The sequence below is a fragment of the Algibacter lectus genome (assembly GCF_900112395.1).
GTDB lineage: Bacteria > Bacteroidota > Bacteroidia > Flavobacteriales > Flavobacteriaceae > Algibacter > Algibacter lectus.
The window spans coordinates 148,225-164,108 of record NZ_FOLN01000010.1; the positions used below are offsets into that span (position 1 = coordinate 148,225).

18 protein-coding genes are annotated in these 15,884 nt (G+C 33.0%); 10 read left to right on the forward strand and 8 right to left on the reverse strand.

Annotated features, from left to right (window positions below):
- Positions 1 to 13 precede the first annotated feature (13 nt).
- The 5 genes from BM246_RS16130 to BM246_RS16150 all read right to left on the reverse strand — a co-directional run bounded on the left by BM246_RS16130 (position 14) and on the right by BM246_RS16150 (position 5,376).
- Complete coding sequence (locus BM246_RS16130; RefSeq protein WP_074939290.1) at positions 14 to 667, reverse strand: alpha/beta hydrolase; 654 nt, start codon at positions 665 to 667, stop codon at positions 14 to 16.
- A gap of 82 nt (positions 668 to 749) precedes the next feature.
- Positions 750 to 1,082, reverse strand: coding sequence for a hypothetical protein (locus tag BM246_RS16135; protein WP_042498314.1), 333 nt, complete (start codon positions 1,080 to 1,082; stop codon positions 750 to 752).
- Positions 1,083 to 1,087: 5 nt separating this feature from the next.
- Complete coding sequence (locus BM246_RS16140) at positions 1,088 to 2,344, reverse strand: dihydroorotase (protein WP_074939292.1); 1,257 nt, start codon at positions 2,342 to 2,344, stop codon at positions 1,088 to 1,090.
- A complete protein-coding gene (locus BM246_RS16145) occupies positions 2,341 to 4,266 on the reverse strand; it encodes a BatA domain-containing protein (RefSeq protein WP_074939294.1) in 1,926 nt (641 codons plus the stop codon). Before BM246_RS16145 ends, BM246_RS16140 begins: the two co-directional genes overlap by 4 nt.
- Positions 4,267 to 4,356: 90 nt before the next feature.
- Positions 4,357 to 5,376, reverse strand: a complete 1,020-nt coding sequence (locus tag BM246_RS16150; protein WP_074939296.1) for a glycosyltransferase family 2 protein — start codon at positions 5,374 to 5,376, stop codon at positions 4,357 to 4,359.
- Between the two features lie 192 nt (positions 5,377 to 5,568).
- Between BM246_RS16150 and BM246_RS16155 the strand changes: the two genes are divergently transcribed.
- Both BM246_RS16155 and BM246_RS16160 read left to right on the forward strand, forming a co-directional pair.
- A complete protein-coding gene (locus BM246_RS16155; protein ID WP_074939298.1) occupies positions 5,569 to 7,464 on the forward strand; it encodes a M61 family metallopeptidase in 1,896 nt (631 codons plus the stop codon).
- A 383-nt stretch (positions 7,465 to 7,847) separates the two neighbouring features.
- On the forward strand, positions 7,848 to 8,225 hold the full coding sequence (locus BM246_RS16160; protein ID WP_042498326.1) for a hypothetical protein: 378 nt from the start codon (positions 7,848 to 7,850) through the stop codon (positions 8,223 to 8,225).
- An 85-nt stretch (positions 8,226 to 8,310) separates the two neighbouring features.
- On the opposite strand, the gene BM246_RS16165 is transcribed toward BM246_RS16160, so the two are convergent.
- Together BM246_RS16165 and BM246_RS16170 are read right to left on the reverse strand one after the other, a co-directional pair.
- On the reverse strand, positions 8,311 to 8,835 hold the full coding sequence (locus tag BM246_RS16165; protein ID WP_074939300.1) for a thioredoxin family protein: 525 nt from the start codon (positions 8,833 to 8,835) through the stop codon (positions 8,311 to 8,313).
- Between the two features lie 54 nt (positions 8,836 to 8,889).
- Positions 8,890 to 9,354 carry a GNAT family N-acetyltransferase gene (locus BM246_RS16170; RefSeq protein ID WP_042498330.1) on the reverse strand — a complete coding sequence of 155 codons (465 nt, stop codon included), beginning with the start codon at positions 9,352 to 9,354 and terminating at the stop codon, positions 8,890 to 8,892.
- 157 nt (positions 9,355 to 9,511) lie between these two features.
- Between BM246_RS16170 and BM246_RS16175 the strand changes: the two genes are divergently transcribed.
- From BM246_RS16175 to BM246_RS16205, 7 genes are all read left to right on the forward strand, one after another.
- Positions 9,512 to 10,396 (forward strand): chromosome partitioning protein ParA, encoded by an 885-nt coding sequence (locus BM246_RS16175; RefSeq protein ID WP_074939302.1) that lies wholly within the window; start codon positions 9,512 to 9,514, stop codon positions 10,394 to 10,396.
- Positions 10,397 to 10,552: 156 nt separating this feature from the next.
- Positions 10,553 to 11,089, forward strand: a complete 537-nt coding sequence (locus tag BM246_RS16180) for a hypothetical protein (RefSeq protein ID WP_074939304.1) — start codon at positions 10,553 to 10,555, stop codon at positions 11,087 to 11,089.
- A gap of 243 nt (positions 11,090 to 11,332) precedes the next feature.
- Positions 11,333 to 11,872: a bifunctional pyr operon transcriptional regulator/uracil phosphoribosyltransferase PyrR gene (pyrR, locus tag BM246_RS16185; RefSeq protein WP_042498335.1), complete on the forward strand. Its 540-nt coding sequence runs from the start codon at positions 11,333 to 11,335 to the stop codon at positions 11,870 to 11,872.
- Positions 11,873 to 11,951: 79 nt separating this feature from the next.
- Entirely contained in the window at positions 11,952 to 12,881 is a 930-nt protein-coding gene (locus BM246_RS16190) for an aspartate carbamoyltransferase catalytic subunit (protein WP_042502793.1), read from the forward strand.
- A gap of 2 nt (positions 12,882 to 12,883) precedes the next feature.
- Positions 12,884 to 13,216 (forward strand): hypothetical protein, encoded by a 333-nt coding sequence (locus BM246_RS16195; RefSeq protein WP_042498338.1) that lies wholly within the window; start codon positions 12,884 to 12,886, stop codon positions 13,214 to 13,216.
- A 1-nt stretch (position 13,217) separates the two neighbouring features.
- Positions 13,218 to 13,688 (forward strand): DUF3291 domain-containing protein, encoded by a 471-nt coding sequence (locus BM246_RS16200; RefSeq protein ID WP_074939306.1) that lies wholly within the window; start codon positions 13,218 to 13,220, stop codon positions 13,686 to 13,688.
- 5 nt (positions 13,689 to 13,693) lie between these two features.
- Complete coding sequence (locus BM246_RS16205; RefSeq protein ID WP_074939307.1) at positions 13,694 to 14,602, forward strand: ribonuclease Z; 909 nt, start codon at positions 13,694 to 13,696, stop codon at positions 14,600 to 14,602.
- A gap of 18 nt (positions 14,603 to 14,620) precedes the next feature.
- On the opposite strand, the gene BM246_RS16210 is transcribed toward BM246_RS16205, so the two are convergent.
- Positions 14,621 to 15,037 carry a hypothetical protein gene (locus tag BM246_RS16210; protein WP_042502787.1) on the reverse strand — a complete coding sequence of 139 codons (417 nt, stop codon included), beginning with the start codon at positions 15,035 to 15,037 and terminating at the stop codon, positions 14,621 to 14,623.
- Positions 15,038 to 15,122: 85 nt separating this feature from the next.
- Between BM246_RS16210 and pdxH the strand changes: the two genes are divergently transcribed.
- Positions 15,123 to 15,770: a pyridoxamine 5'-phosphate oxidase gene (gene pdxH / locus BM246_RS16215; RefSeq protein WP_074939320.1), complete on the forward strand. Its 648-nt coding sequence runs from the start codon at positions 15,123 to 15,125 to the stop codon at positions 15,768 to 15,770.
- Positions 15,771 to 15,884 lie beyond the last annotated feature (114 nt).

Below are 15,884 nucleotides of genomic sequence, written 5' to 3' on the forward strand. Positions count from 1 at the left end.
TTATGGAACTTTTTTAAATACGAGCAGATAACCATTCTTTTAATTCGTAGAAGTTTTGCGGAGCAACACCGTGCCCAACAGGAAATTCAGAATATTTATGTTTTATATTTAATTTACTTAAATAAGGCGCGTTTTGTCTTGCCCAATCTACAGGGATAACCTGATCTACACTACCGTGAGAGCAGTAGAAATCTAAATGCGCATAATCTTCTTTTTGAATAGGTTTCGAGAAAATATCTGGATTTACATAGCCACTTAAAGCCACAATGTTTTTTATTTTTTCAGGATAAGTTAAGGCTACAGCATAACTTAAAATACAACCTTGGCTAAAGCCTAAAAGTGACACACTATCTTTATTTACTGGGTAGGTTTCAATAGCTTCATCTATAAATTTAGCAATTAAATTTCGAGATAAAATAGCTTGTTCATTATCACTCCATTTTCCTTTTTCAGCATCAAAATTAATAGCATACCAAGCATTTCCATGCGGTTGCATTGGGTAAGGTGCTTTTACTGAAATAATAAAAAGTTCTTTTGGTAATTCATTTGCAAACGAAAACAAATCGTTTTCATCACTGCCATATCCATGTAATAGAATTAATAATGGAGCATTTTCTGTTAAAGATGATTTACGAATTATATGTTCTAAAGATAGATCTCTATTCATTTGTGTATGGGTTTAAACATCAAGAAGTTTCTTGCTGTTTTTAATAGTTACATTTATTTTTAAAATTTAAAAACTCTTGTTTTTATTTGCCAAGGTTAGCAAACATTCTTTGATACAAAGCGCCGACTAAAGGTATAGGTTGGGCTTTTTTACCAACAGCGTTTCCAAATCCAAAAACGAAAAGTACAGCAAAAAATATGTAGAATCCCATAGATACTAACCAACTATCAAAACTACCAACAATATAACCTAATGCAAAAAAGGTTAACCAAAGGCCTAAGGCTTGCCTGATGTGGAAGGTGGCAAATTCACTCTTTTTTTCGTTGTTTAAATAGAATGCTATTATGGTTCCAAATATGGTTAAATAGCTAATTATAGCGTTTTTACGCCCTATTTCAATATCTTGTACTGTCATTTAAATTATGAGTTTATAGAAACTTTATTGTTAGAAATAATACCGTAAACTTTACCTTTTAAAGCTTCACCCTCAAAAATGGCGTTTTTAGATTTTGATATGATGTCATTTTTAGAAAATGTGTATTTTGTATCCGGATTAAATAATGATAAATCTGCTTTGTTGCCAATATTTATCGGTGTGTTTTCTAATCCAAATCTAGATTTTCCTTTGGTTAAAAGATCAATAGTTTTCTTAATAGTGAATATGGATTGAAGTGCTCCAAAGGCCGATTCTAAACCAATAGTACCGTTTTTAGCATGGTCGAATTCAATTTTTTTATGTTCCACATCAATAGGGTTGTGGTCACTGGTTACCATATCGATGGTGCCATCTTTAATACCTTCAATTAAGGCATCAATATCACTTTGTATGCGTAAGGGAGGTAATACTTTAAAATGCGTGTTAAAATCGCTTAATGTTGCATCAGAGAAATATAAGTTATGTATAGCAACGCTACAAGTAATATTTAGTTTTTTCTGTTTGGCTTCGCGTACTAATTCTACTGATTTGGCAGTAGAAATTGTTGGAATATGTAATTTTCCACCGGTGTATTCTAGCAAAAATATATCGCGTGCAATTTGTAATTCTTCTGCCATAGCAGGAATACCTTTTAAACCAAGGGTAGTACTTGTAATGTTTTCATTCATTACACCATGACCTGCAATTTTATTTTCCTGAGGAAAAGCACAAATTAATCCATCAAAATTACTGGCGTATTGCAAAGCAATTTTCATGAGGTTAGGATTAGAAATTGGCTTTTTGTAATCGTAAAAAGCTACAGCTCCGGCAGATTTCATATCGTATAATTCGGCTAAATCTTCTCCTTTACTTCCAACGGTTAAAGCGCCTATAGGTAATAAACTTACGGCATGGTTTTGCGCTTTGGCATTTACAAATGTAATATTAGAGTTAGAGTCTATTACCGGGTTGCTATTCGCATTCATTGCTACTGCTGTAAAACCAGATGCAGCGGCAGTTTTTAACCCATTTTCTATGGTATCACGTTCTTCAAAACCAGGTTCTCCAAAACTCACGCTACTATCAAACCAACCTTGAGAAATGTGTAAATTATCAAGTTGAATTTCTTGGTATTTGTTGGTGTTTTTAATGGATTTAGCAATGGAAGTAATCACGCCATTTTCAATTAATATATCCTGAGTACTGTTATGAAACTCGCTTTTAGAATCTATTATCGTGGCCGATTTTATAAGTATGTTCATTTAAAATATTTTAATATGCACATTTCAGTAAGTAAAAACGCTAGTGCAAAAATAACAAACCATTTCCATAGCGCATTAATTTTTGAGTCACTTTTTATGGTATCGAAAACTTGGGCAACAGAGTTGTTCAGGTTTATGTTTTCTGTGGTAGATAAGTTGGAGTAAAGTAGGTTGCTTTCCGTTCTATCGTAATTATAACTTACGTTTTTAATAACGTCCGTTTTGTTTGTTATACTGTAAATATTCGCGGTATTGGGTGTTTCGGAAGTTTTAATGAGCACTTTGTTATTAAAAAGTTGCTGTTCCAGAATCATGTTTTCCGTTTGGTTACTCAGCGTTAATACGGCATCTTGTTGCAATTGCGTATTGACTTCAAAGCTATTGTTTTTCCCGATGGTATAATATAGATCAGGGATTTTAAAACTATACTTCCCAATATTGTAAAGCGTAGGTACAATTAGCGGCGAATTTTTAAAGTTGGAATGTTCTTTATTCAAGGCCGAAGTAAATACAAAAGTGTTTTTATTCTGAAACAAAAAAGGAGCGCCATCTTCATATTTAAGAATTGACGACAGACTTGCTGAATTTATATTATAAAATCCGTTAACTTTTGGATATTGAAAATTACTAACCTGTTTCTCAAACACCCCATTGTTAAATAAAGGATGAGAGTAATTGATAGTCGTAATGCGTTTTTCGGTTTTATTGAAGTGTATAAAAGTAGATTGAAAAATTTGTAGCAAATTGTTGTAAGTGTCTATAGTAATATTGCTAGAAGGTATAACAACAAGCGAACCACCTTGGCTAGTAAATTGTTTTAGCGCAGCAATTAAAGCATTTGGTATAGTGTTTATTTCATTTAAAACAACCAGGTTTTGTGCTTCTAAAATGTTATAGTTTAACTGGTTTAAAGCAAATGATGTGTAGTTAAACTCACTAACCGTATAAATACGTTTTAAAAAATCATCATTGGCTTCGTTTATCGCTAATACATTAACTTTTTCGGTGTTATTAATATTGAAAAACAAGCTGTTATCAAACTGTAAACTCGCATCATCTATGCTTATTTTACCGTTTATTATTTTATTTGTTGGTAGTGTAAAGGTCGTGCTCGCTTCTTTATCTATACTTACCGATGTTTTTGCAATTAAAGTGTCGTTATTAAAAAGTGAAACGGGTAGATTCTCCAAAGGTTTTCCCGTGTTTTTCAATAGAACACTTAATTGAATTTCAGAGGCTGTTTTGCTTGAAATAAAAGCACTATCAATAGCTATGTTTTCGTTGTTTACAGGTTGGAGTTGAACAAAATAATTTGTTTTCAAAGAATCTTTATCAATTGAAAAACCTTGATTACTATCCTGAAAATCTGAGATGTAAATTAAGTTTTTTAAGCTACTTTTTTGGTTGCTAAAAAAGGTGTTACTTTTTAAATAGGCCGCTTGAGACGTTAGTGGAGTAGCGGCATACCCCAGTTGTAATAAATCGTTTTTAATACTTTTAATAGTTACGTTTTTATAGACGTTGTTATTGGTTAAAAGTGTTATGTTTTCGTTTTCAGGAACATGCGCTATAATATCTTGTATGGCTCTTTTTAAAAGCTCGCCTTTGTTACCTTTAGCTTGCATGCTAAACGAATTATCTAAATAAATTACCGTTTCTTTTTTCGATTTAAAAGCGTTAGTTTTTGCTGTAAAAGGTTGAGCAAAGGCTAATACAAGGCAGGCTAATAATAATAAGCGCATGCAGAGAATAAGCCATTTTTTAATTTGCGAACTTTTTCGAGCTTGTAGTTTTGCTTCTTTTAAAAAAGCAACGTTGGTAAAATCTACTTTTTCAAATTTACGTAATTGAAATAAGTGAACAATTATAGGGATAAGCAGTAAAAATAAGGCGTAAAGAAGTTCGGGGTGTTTAAACTGCATGGTTTTTATAATTACACAAATATAGAGAATGAAAAAAATAATGCCATCAATTCACGAATATTTTTCTAACAATAAACTCAAAAAATACAATTAACAGAAAAATACATAATCTTCAATTGGTTTTAAGTTAAGTCCTTTCATATATTCTAAAATATCTTTCTGTTCGGTTTTATTTGCTACAGTAATAATGCTTTGTGCGTGGCCAGTTTCAGCTAAATAATTAAAGGGTTTAAGAATTACGCCATAGATATCGCGACCAATTTTGTTAGGGTTATCGCAAATCCATTCAAAAGGTATTTTTTTTTCAATCAATTTTTTAGCAATGGTTTTTCCTTTTTTTCCGGCTCCCCAAATCACTAAGGTTTTGTCGAGATTGTAATCGAGTTCTAGAAAATATTTCAGCTTAATATCAATAAAATGATTTTCAGCATAATGGATATGTGTGCGCGAAGTACGGGTATTATAATCGCGCCAATTGTGCAAAACTTCATTACAAGGTATACACTTAAAGCCATGTTTGTAAAACCGAAAAGCTAAGTCGTAATCTTCAGGATATAAGTTTGGATTAAAGGCATTGCAGGCAATAAAATCGCTGCGGTAAACCATCCAGCAAGGCGATGGAATAACACATTCTTTATAAATTTCAGAAAAATTAATTCCTTTTTCAGTTAAACCATTCAACCAAACTTCATAGCTTTTATAGCCATCTTTTATGCCATCTTTTATGCCATCTTCAGCAAAATAATTAACCAACCCAACGGCAACATGTTGCGTGCCGTGTGTTATTAAGTTATGTGCTAATACTTCAATTTTGTTGGGTAGCATAATATCATCGCTATCCATGCGGGTAATAAGTTTGCCACTACTTTTAGAAAATGCGAGTTGCAATGCATCAATAATTCCGTTTCCTATATTCTTATAAAGTTGTATTCTTGCATCTTTAAGCGCGAAAGAGTTTACAATATCAAAACTATCGTCAGTAGAACCGTCGTCTATAATAAGTAATTCCCAGTTGGAATAACTTTGATTTATAATAGATGTTAGGCACGGTTTTAAATACGCTCCGGTGTTTTTAAACGGAATGAGAATACTGACTAATGGTTTTTGCATGTTGCGAATTTAACAAAACCTTAGGAGAATAATATGTAACAGAATGGTAATTTCGATGTCAATTATTTATATCTAAGTAGTCTGCATGAATCTGCTAAAAATTCTATGCGTTTAGTTAAAATAGAGTGATTATAAATCTAGGTTGTGCCAGACCAAATTCATGCACAGCCGTAATTAAATTAAAAGTAAAATATGAATACCAAGTTCCTTTCCGCATCTGTCATGATGGGGCTTTTATTAGCAAGTTGTAATTCAACAAAAAACGCAAAAAACGATTTAGCTGTAAGTACACCAATAGAAACATCTATTAATTTAGATAACGTTACCGATGATAAAGCTCCTGTAGTTATCAATCCAGGGCGTTTTACAGTATCTAGCGTAACTTATAGATTACCAAGAGTGGTACAAGGAACGTATTCTGTTAGCGATTTTGGTAAGTATGTAGACGATTTTAAAGCCATTAACTACAAAGGTGAAAGTATGCCAGTAGTAAAGGTAGACGAAAACACATGGACGATTGCCAATGCAAAGGAACTAGATAAAATAACTTATTTAGTAAATGATACTTTCGATATTGAAACCAAAGGAGGTATTGGTGGCGAAGAGCCATTTTCCCCATCGGGAACTAATATTGAGCCAGAAAACTATGTGCTTAACTTACATGGTTTTATTGGGTATTTCGATACTTTAAAAAACAACCAATATAAATTAGATGTTACAGGTTCAGCCGATTTTGTTCGTACATCAGCATTACAAACTGTAAATTCTAAAACTAGTGAAGACGGTAAAAGTGTAACTACAAGTTATTTTGCAACCCGTTATTTCGATATTACCGATAACCCAATGATGTATGGTAAACTCGATGTAGAAGAGTTTATGGTTGGCGATATTAAAATTGTATTAAGCGTTTACTCGCCAAACAACGTGCATTCTGCAGCCTCTCTAAAAGATGTTGTTTTTAAAATGATGCAAGCTCAAAAAGTATTTTTAGGCGATATTAACTCAACACCTCGATACGATATTTATTTGTATTTGTCTGAAGGGACAGAAGAGTCTCCAAAAGGTTTTGGCGCACTAGAGCACCACACATCTACGGTAGTCGTTTTACCAGAAGATATGGACGAAGCTACGCTAGCTAGCAGCATGACAGATGTAGTATCTCATGAGTTTTTCCATATTGTAACGCCATTAAGCGTGCACTCAGAAGATGTTCACTATTTCGATTACAACAACCCAACATTCTCTAAGCATTTATGGATGTACGAAGGTGTAACCGAGTACTTTGCAACCCTTTTTCAGGTAAGTGAAGATTTAGTGTCAGAAGATGAGTTTTTTAATAAAATCATGGAAAAAGTACAAGAATCTCAAAACATGAACGATGCTATGAGCTTTACCATAATGAGTGAAAATGTACTAAAAGCACCTTACAAAGATCAATATACAAACGTGTACCAAAAAGGAGCCTTAATAGGTATGTGTATTGATATTATGCTACGCGAAGAAAGTAACGGTCAACGTGGTATTTTATCTTTAATGAAAGAACTATCTAATAAATACGGAAAAAACAAACCGTTTGAAGATGATAAACTTATTGACGAAATTGTAGCCATGACGTATCCGTCACTACGCGATTTTTTCGATAACCATGTTATTGGCGATATTCCAATTAACTACAACCAATTTTTAGGTAAAGTAGGTTTAGAAATTACCGAAGGTAAAGTAGAAACAGGCTACGTACACAATGCAGGAACCTTATTATTTGGAGCAAATCCAGAAAAAGGAGAAGTTTTCTTTACGGAAGAAGTATCTAAAAACAGCTTCTGGAACGAGCAAGGTGTGCAACCAAACGATGTTTTAAAAGCCGTATCTGGCGAGCCGTTTACAATGCAAAATGCAAACGATTTGTTACAAAAAATGTTTGCTTGGACTCCAGGAACCGATATAAACGTAACCCTAAACCGCGAAGGAAAAGATATTGAAATCAATACCAAAACCACAAAATCGTACACTATGGGTAACGGAGTATTCGAAAAGAAAGATGTTACCGAAGCTCAAAAAACATTACGCGAAGCTTGGTTAAAAGGCTAAACGTAATTACATAAAAACTAAATTAAAACGATTGATGAACTGTAAAGTTTGTCAATCGTTTTTTTTTATGGCGTTACCCGAAAAGGGTCGGGCTTTCCGCTGTATCTTTTTACAAAGGTTTGGAGTGTTCTGTTTGTAATAGCACTTCAATTAAAACTTGTTTCATCCTTAGTTTATAGGCTTAGCCAATTTGTAAAAAGGATGCCGCATCAATCCCTAACGCGGGTCTGTTTATGGAGAATGTGCTAAAACCTAAACACAAGTTTCATTTTGTAATAAATTTAAGTTTTAGAATTATTTACTTAAAATAGAAGGCCAAAAACACACCTGTATAATTGTATTAAAAACTATGGCTTTATAGAGGCATTTTCTATCTTTGCAGCATGAGTGAATTTAAAGATTTTTTTGAAAGATTACAACAAAGTGTAATCGATGATGAGTTTGTAAAACTAACCTTAAGCAGACCTTTAAGAAAAAGCGAAGGTTTAGTAAATGTATATATGCGTTTGTTTGTAGTTGAGGGAAAAACAATCTTTCAATTTAAATACCGCCACACAGAAGAGGAGGTGTACAAGCAATTTTCTTTGCCCGAGGCTATTGCCGAAATAGAAGAATTACTAACCAATTCGTTTAGAGGCGGAACCTTGTTTACCTTAAAGGAAGATTTATTACTTGTTGTTTCTAAAAAGAAAAAGGTATCGTACAGAGAGAATGCGCCAAGTTTTAAAAATAAATTACCAGATGTACCATTAGAATCATAAATAACTGTGGTGTTTACTAGTTTATACAAAACAAAAAAGCTCAAGACCGAAATCTTGAGCTTTTTTTGTTTTTATAATATGTAATCTAACTTTTTAGTACAAACTGCTTTTTAATACTCGCAATATCTTCTTCTGTTATTTTTTTAGCCGATTTCTTTATTTTTTCAATAAAAACATCTGCCTCTTCTTTAGTTCCTGGAGCGCCTAAATTCTGGCCTTTAGCATTGTAAGCATTTGTAATTACATTTAAATCGGCATCTAGAATTACCCAAAACGGTAAACCTGCTTTTTCGCCGTTATATTTTTTTAGTAAATCGTTAGATCCCGGATTCTCTAAATGTTCCTTTCCTTTAGATTCTTTTACAACAATAGGCACCGTAACATAGTTTGCTTCAAAAAAGGCTTTAGTTTCATCGGCTTTCATGTCTTTTGTCATTTTTTTGCACCAACCACACCAAGAAGCTTCAAACTTTATAAATATAGCTTTGCCTTCTTTTTTAGCTTCGGTCTGCGCTTTATCTAATAAGCTAGAGGTGCTTTCTTGAGCCAAAATAGAGTTGTTAAAAGCAAGTAAACTGGTAACAAAAAGGATTAAAATTTTAATTTTCATGAATAAGTTTTTAAGGTATTATCAAATGTAAAAAAATAATTAGAGTTACTTCTATTAAAAGGCTAATTCCATTTTAATATCGGCGCGTTCGTAATGGTTGTTTTCTTCCAAAGGGATTTCAACAAAACCATACTTTTTATAGACGTAAATGGCGTTTTCTAATTTCCGGTTAGAATAAATAATAAGTTTAGGGATCTGTTTGGTTTTAGCAAAGTGAATAACATTATGCATAAGTTTTTGCCCAATTTTAAATCCGCGATGAGCCGGAGAAACTGCCATTTTGGTTAATTCAAAATTATTAGTGCCTTCCATTTTCATTAAAGCTACGGTGCCAACAATATCATTATTCAATTTTGCGAAAAATATATGGCCACCTTGGTCTATAATATGGGTTTCACAATTTTTAAGTATCATTTCATCGTAAGGTTCTACATAAAAAAGCGATTTTAACCACTCTATATTTAGGTTATAAAAATCTGTTGTGTATTTTTGCTCGAAAGGTATTATTTCTACCGTCATAATTGTTTGTTAGTTCTTTTTAAAAAAGAGAGAACTAAATTACGTTATATTTATTTTTAACAAGGGTATTCGATCCAAAATAATAAGTGGTGCGTATATAGAACAAATGTCGACAGTACATTTAGTATTAAAACTAAAATTTAAATTTATAAAATATATGGAAAATTCTAACAACAGTACAGGGCTAAAAGTGGCTTTAGGGATTGCATTGGTTTTATTTTTGGCAACTGGTTTTTACGCCATGAACCTTAATAAGAAAAGTAACGAGGTAGAGCAGGAGTTAACCGAACAAAAACGTTTGGTAATGAACGATCTTAACACAATGGCTAAACAATATGATGAGGCAATTAGTGAAAATCAAATTTCGAACAAAAATTTAATTGATGCTCGAGGTAGAATTCAAGGATTAATAGATTCTTTACAAATTTCTGAAACTAACGTAAAAAGTTTGTGGAGATACAAACAAAAATACGCATCGTTACAAAAAGAAATGGATGTGTTATTAGCACAAAATGATTCTTTACGCGTAGAGAACTCGTATTTAGCAACATCTTTAGATAGCACAAGAGTGCGTTTAGAAGAGCGTACTATTTTTACAGATTCTTTATTGATACAAAATACGGCATTAGCCGAAGTAGTTAACAATGCCTCTGTTTTAGGTGCTGTAGGTTTAAAAGGTTTTGGCGTTATAGAGCGTGCTTCTGGAAAATTAATTCCAACAGAACGTGCTAGCCGTACAGATAAAATTAGAGTTTGCTTTACGGTTCCTAAAAATGCGTTAGTACAAAGTGGAGATCAAGAATTGTATGTACAAGTTGTAGACCCATTAAACCGTACGTTAGGCTTAAACGAGCAAGTACAGTTCGATGAAACTATTGTAAACTATAGTATGATTAGTAAATTTAACTATGAAAACATAAGTCTTAATGTGTGCGAGTTTGTTGCATCTGAAGGGAAAGAGAAGTTTGAAAAAGGACGTTACGTGGTTAATGTTTATAACGATAAAGATTTAGTATCAAGCTCTGAGTTTAGGCTTAAATAGACTCATTAATTAACACTTAATAGCTGAAACTCAAGTTTTTTAAACTTGAGTTTTTTTTATTTAAAAAACGACTGTTTTTGCGTTTAAACCGATTTATTGGTCGTTTTATCTTATATTTGAAAACTTAAATTAAAAATAAACCCCAAAAAATAACCTATGAAAACTATTAAATTAATTGTAAGCGCATTTCTATTAACCTTAATTGTTGGTTGCGATGCGCTAGATGAATTAACCAAATTTGAAATTAATTACACCGAATCTGTTGTTATACAATCGACCACTGTGGTAGATGTGCCTTTTTTCATGGAAACACCAGAAGTTACTACAAACTCGGAATCTACTTTTGAGAATAACAATACCAAGAAAGATTTAATAGAGTCTATTAATCTTACCGATATGGAATTGAAGTTGATCTCACCAGAAGAGGGCAATTTTAATTTTTTGAATTCTATTAATATTTATATTTCTGCGGAAGATGAAGAGGAAATGTTAATTGCTTGGATGGAAGAGGTACCGGAAAATGCAGAAAAGAGCCTTATGCTGGAAACAACTAGCGAAGATTTAAAGGTGTATATTAAAAGTGATGCTTATACACTTAGAGTAGAAGCTGTAACAGATGAGTTAATTTCTGAAGACCATAATATTGATGTGAATTCTACATTTTATGTAGATGCTAAAATATTTGGATTATAATATTATTACAAGTAGTTGTAGTGGTTTAAATGGCACTTTGCTTTATAGAACTACCGCTGCGAGCTATGCGCAAGGGATAGCAGTGTAAAGCCCACAGTAAGTCCGATGAGAATCGGGCTTACGAGGACTTGCAACGTATAGCCCGACCCGATAGGGTTGCGCCCAAAATAAAGTTATTGACTAGGGTTTCTACTTATCTTTTTTTGCATTACCTTTGTTTACCAAATACGTTTGGAACACCATATGAGTCAAAAAGTTTTACTTAACGCTAAAGCCATAAATATCATTCTTCACAGATTGGCTTGCCAGCTTATTGAACGACATCACGATTTTTCGAATACCGTTTTAATTGGTTTGCAACCACGTGGTGTGTTTTTAGCGAGCCGATTGGCCAAAATTTTAACCGAAGATTATAAAATTAAAGATATTAAATTAGGGCAATTGGATATTACTTTTTATCGTGACGATTTTAGACGTAGCGATAAACCGTTGGAAGCCAATGCTACTAAAATTAATTTTTTGGTTGAAGAAAAAAATGTCGTTTTTGTGGACGATGTGTTATACACTGGGCGAAGTATTCGTTCGGCTTTAACGGCTATACAATCTTTTGGGCGACCGAAAGAAATTGAACTTTTAACACTTATTGATAGACGTTTTAGTAGACATTTACCGATACAGCCCGATTACCGTGGCCGCCAGGTAGATGTAATTAACAACGAAAAAGTGAAAGTAAACTGGACGGAGCAAGATGGTGAAGACGCGGTTTATTTAATTGAAAAATAGTTTTTTAGTTTTAAAAGAAGCTAGGTAATATACAATTTGAACAACTGGCAACTATTGGGGCCAACTGAATATTAAAATCATGAGCGAATTAAGTGTAAACCACTTATTAGGTATTAAATACCTGAACAAACAGGATATTCAACTTATTTTTGAAACGGCCGATCATTTTAAAGAGGTTATAAACCGACCGATTAAAAAGGTGCCTTCGCTACGTGATATTACCATTGCCAATTTATTTTTTGAAAACTCTACAAGAACAAAATTATCGTTCGAGTTGGCAGAGAAACGTTTGTCTGCCGATGTGTTAAATTTTTCTTCAGCACAATCGTCTGTTAAAAAAGGGGAAACTTTAATTGATACGGTAAACAATATTTTATCCATGAAAGTGGATATGGTTGTAATGCGTCATCCAAACCCTGGTGCTGGTGTGTTTTTATCTAAGCATGTAAACGCAAGTATTATTAATGCTGGAGATGGCGCGCATGAACACCCTACGCAAGCCTTGTTAGATTCGTATTCTATTAGAGAAAAATTAGGCGGTGTTAAAGGGAAAAAAGTGGTTATTGTTGGCGATATTCTGCATAGTAGAGTAGCACTGTCTAACATATTTGCATTGCAATTACAAGGTGCTGAGGTTATGGTTTGCGGACCAAAAACTTTATTGCCAAAATATATTGATAAATTAGGGGTAAAGGTAGAAACCGATTTAAGGAAAGCTTTAAATTGGTGTGATGTTGCTAATATGCTACGTGTACAAAACGAACGTATGGATATTAGTTATTTTCCATCAACACGAGAATATACGCAACAATTTGGAGTTACAAAAGATTTGCTAAATTCGCTAGATAAAGAAATTACCATTATGCATCCCGGACCAATAAACCGTGGCGTTGAGATTACGAGCGATGTTGCCGATTCTGATCAGGCTATAATTCTAGATCAGGTGCAGAATGGGGTTGCCGTACGTATGGCGGTAATTTATTTATTGGCATCTAAAATAAAACAATAGTTATGATTATTGATCAAAAAGAAAATACATCTATTATTACTCAAGAGAAAGCTACGAGTATAGAATTGATAAAAAAAATACAGGCCTTATATCCTAAGTTTAAAAACAATAATATTATTGTTGCTTTAACATCTTTAGAGGCTATAAGTACGGATGAGGTTGCAGAGTTTTTACAAATTTCTAAAACACATCGTGCTGCTAAGCATTCTTTCGTTATTGTATCTAGTAAAATAGATTTAGACGAAGCTCCAGAAGATTTAGCTATTGTACCTACCTTACAAGAAGCTCACGACCTTATTGAAATGGAGGTTATGGAACGCGACTTAGGTTTGTAAAATGAGTAAATTCTATTTAGCCCAAGTAAATATTGCCAAATGTTTGGCGCCACTTAGCGATCCCATTATGCAAGGTTTTATAAATAATGTGGATAAAATGAATGCCATTGCTGATAGTAGTGAGGGGTTTGTTTGGCGTTTAAAAGATGAGGATAAAGATGCTGCTGTTTTAGTTTTTAAAGATGATACTTTAATTATTAACATATCGGTTTGGGAAAGCAGAGAAGCCCTTTTTAATTACACTTACAACTCCGACCATATTGAAGTTTTTAAGCGTAAAAAAGAATGGTTTAGCAAAATTAAAATGATGCATCTCGCGTTTTGGTACGTGCCAGAAGGCTATATACCAACGTTTCAGGATGCTAAAGATAGATTAGATTATTTAAATGCACACGGCGAAACGCCTTATGCTTTTTCTTTTAAAAGCAAGTTTACGGCAGCCGATGCCTTGCAATATAAAACTTTAAATTAAAATTTATGAAGCTCACTATTTTAGGCTGTTACAGCGCAACTCCAAGAGCTTTAACCAATACTACATCTCAGGTTTTAGAAATTAATAACCATATGTTTCTAATAGATTGTGGTGAGGGTACACAGGTACATTTACGTAAACATAAAATTAAATTCAATAGAATTAAGCACGTGTTTATTTCACATTTGCATGGCGATCACTTTTTTGGGTTAGTAGGTTTAATTTCAACCTTTAGATTATTGAAAAGAGAAGCTGATTTGCATGTTTATGGTCCAAAAGGCATCAAAGAAATTGTAACACTACAAATGAAATTGGCCGATTCTTGGACAAATTACAACTTGTATTTCCATGAGTTATCTTCCAAAGAATCTCAATTAGTTTACCAAGACGATGTGGTTGAGGTACACACCATTCCGTTAGAACATCGTATATACACTAACGGCTATTTATTTAAAGAAAAAGAAGGTGAACGTAAATTAAATGTAGATTTAGCAGAAGAAGCTAATATAAATGTAGCTTACTACAGAAAGTTAAAACAAGGTTTTGATGTTGAGAACGAAGATGGCGTTTTAATAAGAAATGAAAGCGTTACAAGTGATGCTGAAAAACCTAAAAGTTACGCATTTTGCAGTGATACCGTCTATAAGGAAGATATTGTACCCATTATAAAAGATGTAGATGTATTATACCATGAATCGACATTTTTAGAAAAACATGCACATTTAGGACCAAAAACTAAACATTCCACAGCTAAAGAAGCTGCTAGCATTGCTAAGCAAGCCAATGTGGGCACTTTAGTGTTGGGGCATTTTTCTACACGCTATGGTGGTTTGGATGGCTTTAAAACGGAAGCCGAGGAGGTTTTTGATAATGTAAAGCTAAGTGGAGATGGTAAGGTGTTCGATTTTAGTTAAGAGAGGTTATTTTTAAGGCTATACTTTTAGCTTTTTAAATTTTTGTAGCCAAGTAATACCTTCTTCTAAGGATAAGCAGCGTTTTAATTTTTTTTGTGAAAAGTATTTTTCTAGGGTAGCTACTTTATAGCTAGAGTTTTGGTAAATTATTATTGCACTTGCAATCATAAAGTTATATTCGCTATGAGCTCTTACCCAATTATTTGGATCTACGGAATAATTGTTAATTCTGTTGGAGATAAAACCAATTTTACAATCTTCACCATAAAATTCTAAAATTTTATTAATCATCATGGAGCATTTATCCCAATCAAAATGTACGCCTTCATTCAATTCTGAAATTACAATATTGTTGCAGAAATAGTATGTTCCGAAGGGAAGTTCTATTTCCTTATGTGTCATGCTATTAAAGTATTTTGTTTTTTTAAATTGCATATTTCCAAATTTAACTCTTTAAAAATATGAAAATTCTCACACAATAAAAATTTAAAGAATCTTTTTTTTTCGTTAATTTGTATCTATGGAAAAGGACTTAAGTAACTACAGAAAATCTTACGATAAAGGTGAATTGCTTTTAGAAGAAGTACCAGAAAATCCGTTAGAATTATTTCAAAAATGGTTTCACGAGGTAGATTTACACTTTGCTGAAGATGAAACAAATGCGATGACGGTTTCAACTTTAGGCTTAGATGGTTTTCCAAAAAACAGAGTGGTACTTTTAAAGCGCTACACTTACGAAGGATTTATTTTTTATACTAATTATGAGAGTGAAAAAGGAAAAGCTATAGCAGCGAACCCTAATGTTTGCTTATCATTTTTTTGGCATGGTGCAGAACGACAAATTATTATAAAAGGACGAGCAGAAAAAATTGCTGAGAATATGAGTGATGGTTATTTTGAGTCACGACCTGTTGGTAGTCAGTTGGGTGCATTAGTTTCTAACCAAAGTGAGGTGATTCCAAATCGTGCTTATCTTGAGACTAAACTTTCGGAATTAGAAAAAGAATATGAGGCTAAACCTATTTTAAGACCAAAATATTGGGGAGGCTATATTGTAAAGCCGGTAGAAATCGAGTTTTGGCAAGGTCGTCCTAATAGATTACATGATAGAATTAGATATCAACTTCAGGAAGATTACAGTTGGTTAATAAACCGTTTATCTTCATAAAATAACGTTGAAATACATTTTCTAGTTTGAAAAACATGTATTTCAACGATTAAAAGCAAATAAAATCGATGAAATACACGTTGTTTGTCGATTTTAACATTTCTTTAACACTTT